The following is a 9,546-nucleotide window of genomic DNA, read 5'->3' as shown; positions in this document are numbered from 1 at the left end:
TCCTGCCCTCGGTCGTGTTACCCCTGTAGGAGCGGGCTTGCCCGCGAAGAGGTCGGTTCAGGCGACGAAAATCTTCCCTGCGGCTATGGCAGCCTCTGGCGACTCGGCCTAGGATACGCCGCATGTGGATAGGGAGTGTTTTCATGCGTAAGTCTTTTGTCGTCAGCCTGCTGAGTGCTGGCATCCTGCTGGCCGGCTGCCAGGCGGTGAATACCACCAGCGGCGGTGCTGTTGGCGTCGAGCGCCAGCAGTACATGTTCAGCATGCTCTCGACCGATGAGGTCAACCAGATGTACGCGCAGTCGTATCAGCAGACCCTGGGTGAAGCGTCGAGCAAGGGTGTGCTCGACAAGTCCAGCGCCGATGCCAAGCGTGTGCAGGCCATTGCCAACCGCCTGATCGCCCAGGCGCCCAAATTCCGCCCGGATGCCGCGCAGTGGGACTGGCAAGTCAACGTGATCAAGAGTGATGAACTGAACGCCAACTGCGGCCCGGGCGGCAAGATCATCGTCTACACCGGGCTGATCGATCAGCTCAAGCTCACCGATGCGGAAATTGCCGCAGTGGTGGGGCACGAGATTGCCCACGCCTTGCGCGAGCATAGCCGCGAGGCCATGTCCAAGGCATACGGTGTGGAAATGGCTCGTCAGGGTGCCGGTGCCATCTTCGGCCTCGGCCAGAGCAGCATGGCCATGGCCGACACGGTGGTGAACTACGCCATGACCTTGCCAAACAGCCGGGCCAACGAGAACGAGGCCGACCTGATTGGCCTGGAGCTGTCGGCGCGTGCCGGCTACGACCCGAATGCCGCGATCACCTTGTGGAACAAGATGAGCAAGGCTTCCGAAGGTGCACCGCCTGAGTTCATGAGTACTCACCCGGCGTCCGCGAGCCGCATTGCTTCGCTGCAGGCGGCGATTCCGAAGGTGATGCCGCTGTATCAGGCAGCAGCCAAGCAATAAATGCCTGAATCGTGGGGCTGCATGGCAGCCCCCGGTTTTCCCTTTATCCAATCCAGCCACTGGCCTTCATTGCCGAATAGACGGCCACGATCGCCAGCACGAAGAACGCCGTTGCCGCCAGGCGGCGAATCAGCGTCAACGGCAGTTTGTCAGCCGCGAAGTTACCCGCCAGTACCACCGGCACGTTGGCAATCAGCATACCCAGGGTAGTGCCGATAATGACCATGATCAGGTGCGGATACTGCGCAGCCAGCATCACGGTGGCGACCTGGGTCTTGTCACCGATTTCGGCCAGGAAGAACGCAATCAGTGTCGTCAGGAACGGCCCGAAACGGCGAGCCGGGTTCTCGTCGTCATCCATCTTGTCCGGTACCAGGGTCCACAGTGCGGTGGCGGTAAAGCTCGCGGCCAGGATCCAGTGCAGTGCCGAATCGCTGAAGAAGCTGCCGACCCAAGCCCCCACGGCACCGGCTGCGGCATGGTTGGCCAAGGTGGCGGCGATGATGCCGGCGATGATCGGCCAGGGTTTGCGGAAGCGGGCAGCGAGAATGAGTGCGAGCAGTTGCGTCTTGTCGCCGATCTCGGCCAGGGCAACGATAGCGGTGGGGACCAACAGTGATTCCAGCATCAGGATTCCTACGGGGGCGGGTCGACACGGCTATGACACGTACAGCCTCCCCGCCCCGGGTAAGGTGTGCGTGTCATAGGTCTTGTCAAACCCTCGATCCGTCTATGCGGATCTCGCCATGCAGGCGTGCATGGTGGGTCGCACGCGCCATGGTCTGTGGACCAAGTATGTTGACGCGTACCGGGCGAGCTGGGTGCTCGCGGGAGACTACTCCCCTAGGACGGTGCGGATTCTGCCTAGGCAAAACGTTTTCGGCAAGCGCTGTTTTTTATCCGCGAGTTGCCTGGTAGATGCGGAAACCGTCGGCCTCGTCACGTACCTGGCAGTTGCCCAACGCCCCTTCGATCAGTGGTTGGTAGCGCAGGAAACTGTTGGCAACCAAGCGCATTTCGCCACCTTTTCGCAGATGAAAGGCGGATTTTTTCAGCAAGTTTTCCGAAGCCTGATAGTTGGTATGAACGCCGGTGTGGAATGGCGGGTTGCTCAGGATAAGGCTCAGTTCGGTAGGGGCGGCGTCGATGCCATCGCCACTGATCACTTCGCCTTCCAGGCCGTTGGCAGCCAGCGTCAGGCGGCTGGCGGCCACGGCGAAGGCATCCACGTCCAGCAAGGTCACCCGGCTTTGTGGGTAACGGCGTTTGAGCGTGGCCCCCAGTACCCCGGCACCGCAGCCAAAGTCCAGCATGTGACCACCGGGCAGGCCGTCAAGATGCTTCAGGAGCAGGGCCGTACCTCGGTCGAGTCGGCCATGGCTGAATACCCCAGGCAGGCTGATCACCTGCAGCGGGCCGTCTTCCAGGGCCAGCTCGAAGCGCTCGGCCAGGCTTTCCAGCGGTTTTGCCTGCGGTGCCTGGTCGATGGTCACTTGCCACAGCTGGCAGTGCCGGGCGCTGTCGAGCTTGCGTGGCTTGCCAAAGGCCGCCAACTGCTTGGCCGCGCCCTCGATGCCACCGCGCTTCTCACCGACCAGGTACAGCTCGCGGCCAGCCAGGCGCGACGCCAGGGTATTGAGCAGATAGGCGGCCAGCTCGCGGGATTTGGGCAGGAACAGCACGGCGCTTTCGAATGCTGCTTCAGGGGCCTCGACGCCGTAATGGCTGCGGCCTGCGAAGCGGCTTTCGAGCATGGCCTGATCGCCGGCATGCCAAGTCCAGGCCTGGGCCTGAGGCAACTGGCCGAGCAGGTCGTCGGCGGGGGCGCCGGCGATCAGCAGCGGCCCCTGAAACAGCTCTGCCTGGCGGAGCAACACTTCACTGCGCGGGTCCATGGACGACGTCTCCTGGAAAAAAGTGGCGCAGTGTAGCAGAGGCAGGCGCCTGGCTCAGCTGACCACGCGGCGTGGCTGCCCGGCGAAGAAGGCCTGGGCGTTCTCACTGAGCTGGCCGACGATGCGCTGGCGCGACTCTACGGCACCCCAGGCGCTGTGCGGGGTGATGATCAGGCGCGGGATGCCGGGCTCCAGCAGCGGGTTGCCGTTGACCGGCGGCTCCACGCTCAGCACGTCGGTCGCCGCGCCGCCCAAGTGACCACCGCGCAGGGCATCGGCCAACGCCTGTTCGTCGATCAGGCCGCCACGGGCGGTGTTGACCACCAGCGCGTTGGGTTTGAGCAGGGCCAGTTCGCGGGCACCGAGCATATGCCGGGTGTGCTCGTTCAGCGGGCAGTGCAGGGTCAGGGCATCGACTTGCGGCAGCAACTCGTCCAGCGGCAGCCGGTCGGCGCGCTCCGGGCGGCCAGGGATCTGCCCGCTCAGCACACGCATACCGAAGGCTTCGGCCAGCCTCGCCACTGCGCCGCCCAGTTCACCGTGGCCGAGCAGGCCGAGGGTTTTGCCCTCCAGTTCGACGATAGGAAAGTCCAGCAGGCAGAACTGGCTGGCCTTGGCCCACTGGCCATCGGCCACCGCCTGGTTGTAGTCGCACAGCCGAGTGGCCAGGGCCAACAGCAGGGCCAGGGTATGCTGGGCGACAGACGGCGTGCCGTAGCCCTGGCAGTTACACACGGTGATGCCCTGGGCGCGGGCGGCGGCCAGGTCGACATTGTTGGTGCCGGTGGCGGCCACCAGGATCAGCTTCAGTTGCGGGTTGGCAGCCAGGGTAGCGGCGTCGAGCATGACTTTGTTGCTGACCACTGCCACGGCGCCCTGCAAGCGTTCCGCGACCTGTTCCGGGCGGGTGGCGGCGAACAGTTCGAACTGGTCGAACTGCTGCTTCAGGGGCGAAAGGTCGAGGTCGCCAAGGTCCAGGGACTGGTGATCGAGAAACACGGCGCGACGCGGGCTGGGCATGAAGATCTCCGGTGGCAGGGAGGGATAAGGGCGTTGTGGCCATTCGCAGGCACGCCCGCGCCCGCAAGGTCACCACAACCCTTGCAGGCGCGGGCTTGCCGGCGAAGAGGCACTCGGCTTCGGCGCAAACCTGAAGCCGCCGCCGCAGTGTCTAGCTCAACCTTGCTGCCCGTCAACGCCCGCCACTCATACCTTTGCCGCGCAAATCATTCCTTCGGCTGATTTGGCCGTCACATTGGCGAACTACAGTAAACCCAGACTTGTCCGGCCCGCTTTTCAGAAAAGGGATCCCCATGTTGCAGACACGCATCATCAAGCCCGCCGAGGGCGCCTATGCCTATCCATTGCTGATCAAGCGCCTGCTGATGTCCGGCAGCCGCTATGAAAAGACCCGGGAAATTGTCTACCGCGACCAGATACGGCTGACGTATCCACAGCTCAACGAGCGCATTGCCCGCCTGGCCAATGTGCTGACCGAGGCCGGGGTCAAGGCCGGTGATACCGTAGCGGTGATGGACTGGGACAGCCATCGCTACCTGGAATGCATGTTCGCCATCCCGATGATCGGCGCTGTGGTGCACACCATCAACGTGCGCCTGTCGCCCGAGCAGATCCTCTACACCATGAACCACGCCGAAGACCGCGTGGTGCTGGTCAACAGCGACTTCGTGGGCTTGTACCAGGCCATCGCCGGGCAGCTGACCACTGTCGACAAGACCTTGCTGCTGACCGATGGCCCGGACAAGACTGCCGACCTGCCCGACCTGGTCGGGGAGTATGAGCAGCTGCTGGCGGCGGCCAGCCCGCGCTACGACTTCCCGGACTTCGACGAGAACTCGGTGGCCACTACCTTCTACACCACTGGCACCACCGGTAACCCCAAGGGCGTGTATTTCAGCCACCGCCAGTTGGTGCTGCACACACTGGCCGAGGCCTCGGTCACCGGCAGTATCGACAGCGTACGCCTGTTGGGCAGCAACGACGTGTACATGCCCATCACCCCGATGTTCCACGTGCATGCCTGGGGCATCCCCTACGCCGCCACCATGCTCGGCATGAAGCAGGTGTACCCGGGCCGCTACGAGCCGGACATGCTGGTCAAGCTGTGGCGTGAAGAGAAGGTCACCTTCTCCCACTGCGTACCGACCATCCTGCAGATGCTGCTCAACTGCCCGAACGCACAGGGGCAGGACTTCGGCGGCTGGAAGATCATCATCGGCGGCAGTTCGCTCAACCGTTCGCTGTACCAGGCCGCCCTGGCGCGCGGCATTCAGCTGACCGCTGCGTATGGCATGTCGGAAACCTGCCCGTTGATCTCCGCAGCACACCTGAACGATGAACTGCAGGCCGGCAGCGAGGATGAGCGCGTCACCTACCGTATCAAGGCCGGTGTGCCGGTGCCGTTGGTCGAAGCGGCCATCGTCGACGGCGAAGGCAACTTCCTGCCCGCCGATGGTGAAACCCAGGGTGAGCTGGTACTGCGTGCGCCGTGGCTGACCATGGGCTACTTCAAGGAACCGGAGAAGAGCGAAGAGCTGTGGCAGGGTGGCTGGCTGCACACCGGTGACGTCGCCACCCTCGACGGCATGGGCTACATCGACATCCGCGACCGCATCAAGGATGTGATCAAGACCGGCGGCGAGTGGGTTTCCTCGCTCGACCTGGAAGACCTGATCAGCTGCCACCCGGCCGTCCGCGAAGTGGCGGTGGTGGGGGTGGCGGACCCGCAGTGGGGTGAGCGCCCGTTTGCCCTGCTGGTGGTACGTGACGGCCACGCTATCGACGCCAAGGCACTGAAGGAACACCTCAAGCCGTTCGTCGAGCAAGGTCATATCAACAAGTGGGCGATTCCAAGCCAGATCGCCGTTGTTACTGAAATTCCCAAGACCAGTGTCGGCAAGCTCGACAAGAAACGCATCCGCCAGGACATCGTCCAGTGGCAGGCCAGCAACAGCGCGTTCCTTTCCACGTTGTAACCGTTGTGCGGGTCGCGCACGTCAGAGCGTGACCCGCATGCTAGAGAGCCCGCCGCCTTGCCAAACGACAGAAATGCGCCATCCTTGAGCACTGCCAGCCCGCAACCGGAGCAAAACTGCAGCGAGTTGGTGGCATGGAGCGCAAATCACACTTTAGAGGGATCAAGCGCCTGTGCCTGCTGGCTATAGTCGGGGCCAGGGGATTTTCAGGAATGGGGGAGGGCGACATGCGCAAGCTGTGTCGCCGCGGGTGCAAGCCTGCAAACCGGTCGCTCGGGCCGTTCTTGAAAGGACTCACTGCCATAACAAAAAAGTACATGGAGTAGCGTCGATGAAATCTGCAAACCTGTTCTGGCGCCGGGCCAAACTGCCCTTGGCCGTCAGCCTTGCTTCCACGCTCGCAAGTCCTGCTTTCGCTGTCAGTTTCAACATTGGTGAAATCGAAGGCCAGTTCGACTCGTCGCTCTCCATCGGCGCCAGCTGGTCGACGGCCAACCCCAACAAGAACCTGATAGGGGTGAACAACGGCGGCAAGGGCCTGTCACAGACATCCGACGATGGCCACCTGAACTTCAAGAAGGGCGAAACCTTCTCCAAGATCTTCAAAGGCATTCATGACCTGGAGCTCAAGTACGGCGACACCGGTGTGTTCGTGCGCGGCAAGTACTGGTACGACTTCGAGCTGAAGGACGAGAACCGCGAGTTCAAGGACATCAGCGACTCCAACCGCAAGGAAGGCGCCAAGTCGTCCGGCGCCGAGCTGCTCGACGCCTTTGTCTACCACAACTACTCCATCGGCGATCAGCCTGGCTCGGTGCGGTTTGGCAAGCAGGTGGTGAGCTGGGGTGAAAGTACCTTCATCGGCGGCGGGATCAACTCGATCAACCCCATCGACGTGTCGGCGTTCCGCCGCCCCGGGGCCGAGATCAAGGAAGGCCTGATTCCCGTCAACATGTTCTACATCTCGCAGAGCCTGACCGACAACCTGTCGGCCGAGGCCTTCTACCAGCTCGAATGGGATCAGACGGTCGTCGACAACTGTGGCACTTTCTTCTCCCAGCCGGACATCATTGCCGACGGCTGTACCGACAACTTGCGCGTGCTCAATAGCAGTCGCACAGTGCCGGGCGCTGCGCAGCAGTTCCTCGCCTCGCGGGGCGTGAACATCAACGAAGAGGGTGTGATGGTGCGCCGTGGTGCCGACCGCGATGCGCGTGACAGCGGCCAGTTCGGTGTGGCCATGCGCTATATGTTCGAGCCGTTGGACACGGAGTTCGGCGCCTATTTCATGAACTACCACAGCCGTGCACCCATCTTCAGTGCCACAGGGGCTCCGCCGTCCGTGTTCGCCGGGCTGAGCGCCCTGCCTGCACAGCTGCGCGCATTGGCGCCTCTAATCGTGGCGGGTAATTCCGAGTACTTTGTGGAATACCCCGAGGACATCCGCCTTTATGGCTTGAGTTTCTCCACCACGTTACCCACTGGCACCGCCTGGAGCGGCGAAGTCAGCTACCGCCCTAACGCGCCAGTGCAACTCAATACCACGGATATCCTGTTCGCCGGTGTCCGTCCCATTGGCGGCGCGTTGAGCAACGCATCGTTGCTGACCGGTACGCCGGGGCAAGACCTGCATGGGTATCGCCGTAAGGAGATCACCCAGTTCCAGACCACCCTCACCCATTTCTTCGACCAGGTGATGGGCGCCAGCCGGATGACAGTAGTCGGTGAAGTGGGTGTCACCCACGTCGGCGGCCTGGAGAATGCCCACGATACCCGCTACGGTCGCGACCCGGTGTTCGGCCCAGGTCCATTGCCATCCACCGGTGGCGCCGATACCTGCCAGGCGCTCAATGGCAGCACCATCGCTGGCGCGGGTGCGGGGACATCCACCACCAACCTGAACCGCAAATGCGAGAACGACGGCTACACCACCAGCACTTCCTGGGGTTACCGCGCCCGTGTCATCTGGGACTACAACGACGTATTCGCGGGTATCAACCTGAAGCCGAGCGTGGCCTGGTCGCATGACGTGTCCGGCTATTCGCCGGGCCCTGGTGCCAACTTCGAGGAAGGCCGCAAGGCAGTCAGTCTGGGCCTGGACGCCGAGTACCAGAACACCTACACGGCCAGCCTGTCGTACACCAACTTCTTCGATGGCAAGTACAGCACCGTGGATGACCGCGACTTCGTCGCCCTCAGCTTCGGCGTGAACTTCTAAGCATACAGATCCAGGACGACACGACATGAACAAGACCAGAAGTCTACTGCAAGCCGGTGTACTGGGCCTGTCCCTGCTGGCGACCAGCGTCATGGCTGCGGTATCCGCCGACGAGGCGGCCAAGTTGGGCAGTACCCTGACCCCGATGGGGGCTGAAAAGGCCGGCAACGCCGATGGCTCGATCGGCCCTTGGGAGCCGCTGTCGAAGAGTGCGGGCAGCGTCGACGGCAAGGGTTTCCTGGCCGACCCGTATGGCAGTGAAAAGCCGCTGTTCACCATCACTGCGCAAAACGCCGAGCAGTACAAGGACAAGCTTTCGCCGGGCCAGATGGCCATGCTCAAGCGCTACCCGGACACCTTCAAGATCCCTGTATTCAAAACCCATCGCGGCTCCACGGTACCTGCGGACGTGTTCGCCGCCATCAAGAAAAACGCCACCCAGACCACGCTGACGGAAGGCGGCAACGGTTTGAACAACTTCAACACGGCGGTGCCGTTCCCGATCCCGAAAACCGGCCTGGAAGTGATCTGGAACCACATCACCCGTTACCGGGGGGGCAGTGTCAGCCGCCTGGTGATCCAGGCCACGCCACAGCAGAACGGCTCTTTCAGCCCGGTTTACTTCTCCGACCAGTTCGTCTTCCGCGACAAGATGAAGGACTACGACCCGAACAACCCAGGCAACATCCTGTTCTACTTCAAGCAGGAAGTGACCGCGCCAGCGCGCCTGGCCGGGACCGTGCTGCTGGTGCACGAAACCCTCGACCAGGTGAAGGAGCCGCGCAAGGCTTGGATCTACAACGCCGGCCAGCGTCGCGTGCGCCAGGCGCCGCAAGTGTCGTATGACGGCCCGGGTACCGCCGCCGACGGCCTGCGTACGTCGGACAACCTGGACATGTTCAACGGTGCGCCAGACCGCTACGACTGGAAGCTGGAAGGCAAGAAGGAGCTGTACATCGCATCGAACGCCTTCAAACTGGATGATCCGAAGCTCAAGTATGCCGACATCATCAAGGCTGGGCACATCAACCAGGACCTGGCCCGTTACGAGTTGCGCCGCGTCTGGCACGTAGTCGCAACCCTCAAGCCAGGCCAGCGGCACATCTACGCCAAGCGTGATTTCTACATCGATGAGGACACCTGGCAGGCCGCAGTGATCGACCAGTACGACGGCCGTGGCCAACTGTGGCGCGTGTCCGAGGCCCATGCTCAGCCTTATTACAACGTGGAAGTGCCTTGGTACACCCTGGAAACCATCTACGACCTGCAGTCCGGTCGTTACCTGGCCCTGGGCATGAAGAACGAAGAGAAGCGCGCTTACGACTTTGGCTTCAGTGCCAGCAAGGCCGATTTCCAGCCTGCAGCGCTGCGTCAGTCGGGTATTCGCTAAGCTGAAATCACTGAACGCCGTCTGATCCCCAGAACGCCCCGGCTTGCCGGGGCGTTTCTATTTCCTGAACCGGCCTCTTCGCGGG

At 62.5% G+C, this 9,546-nt stretch carries 7 protein-coding genes and 1 riboswitch; of the genes, 4 read left to right on the top strand and 3 right to left on the bottom strand.

Annotated elements, in window-relative coordinates:
• Window positions 1-143 precede the first annotated feature (143 nt).
• The gene (locus tag ACTJJN_RS25090) at window positions 144-962 is read left to right on the top strand and encodes a M48 family metallopeptidase (RefSeq protein ID WP_003247344.1); all 819 of its coding nucleotides are present in this window, start codon (window positions 144-146) and stop codon (window positions 960-962) included.
• A 43-nt stretch (window positions 963-1,005) separates the two neighbouring features.
• On the opposite strand, the gene ACTJJN_RS25085 is transcribed toward ACTJJN_RS25090, so the two are convergent.
• From ACTJJN_RS25085 to ACTJJN_RS25075, 3 genes are all read right to left on the bottom strand, one after another.
• Complete coding sequence (locus ACTJJN_RS25085; protein ID WP_003247342.1) at window positions 1,006-1,590, bottom strand: TMEM165/GDT1 family protein; 585 nt, start codon at window positions 1,588-1,590, stop codon at window positions 1,006-1,008.
• An 87-nt stretch (window positions 1,591-1,677) separates the two neighbouring features.
• A riboswitch (yybP-ykoY riboswitch) is annotated at window positions 1,678-1,818 on the bottom strand.
• Window positions 1,819-1,858: 40 nt separating this feature from the next.
• A complete protein-coding gene (locus ACTJJN_RS25080; RefSeq protein WP_014755338.1) occupies window positions 1,859-2,857 on the bottom strand; it encodes a class I SAM-dependent methyltransferase in 999 nt (332 codons plus the stop codon).
• A gap of 54 nt (window positions 2,858-2,911) precedes the next feature.
• Complete coding sequence (locus ACTJJN_RS25075) at window positions 2,912-3,877, bottom strand: 2-hydroxyacid dehydrogenase (protein WP_010952003.1); 966 nt, start codon at window positions 3,875-3,877, stop codon at window positions 2,912-2,914.
• 293 nt (window positions 3,878-4,170) lie between these two features.
• Here ACTJJN_RS25075 and ACTJJN_RS25070 point away from each other — a divergent pair, with 293 nt between their 5' ends.
• The 3 genes from ACTJJN_RS25070 to ACTJJN_RS25060 all read left to right on the top strand — a co-directional run bounded on the left by ACTJJN_RS25070 (window position 4,171) and on the right by ACTJJN_RS25060 (window position 9,461).
• Window positions 4,171-5,853, top strand: coding sequence for a fatty acid--CoA ligase (locus tag ACTJJN_RS25070; protein WP_012051196.1), 1,683 nt, complete (start codon window positions 4,171-4,173; stop codon window positions 5,851-5,853).
• A 331-nt stretch (window positions 5,854-6,184) separates the two neighbouring features.
• Complete coding sequence (locus ACTJJN_RS25065; RefSeq protein WP_012051197.1) at window positions 6,185-8,071, top strand: DUF1302 domain-containing protein; 1,887 nt, start codon at window positions 6,185-6,187, stop codon at window positions 8,069-8,071.
• Window positions 8,072-8,096: 25 nt separating this feature from the next.
• Complete coding sequence (locus tag ACTJJN_RS25060) at window positions 8,097-9,461, top strand: DUF1329 domain-containing protein (protein WP_012051198.1); 1,365 nt, start codon at window positions 8,097-8,099, stop codon at window positions 9,459-9,461.
• The last annotated feature ends 85 nt before the right edge of the window (window positions 9,462-9,546 follow it).

The sequence above is a fragment of the Pseudomonas sp. 22515 genome (assembly GCF_052044625.1).
Lineage (GTDB): Bacteria > Pseudomonadota > Gammaproteobacteria > Pseudomonadales > Pseudomonadaceae > Aquipseudomonas > Aquipseudomonas alloputida.
Note: the sequence above shows the minus strand (reverse complement) of the source record. Positions and strands in the feature narration are given on the sequence as shown.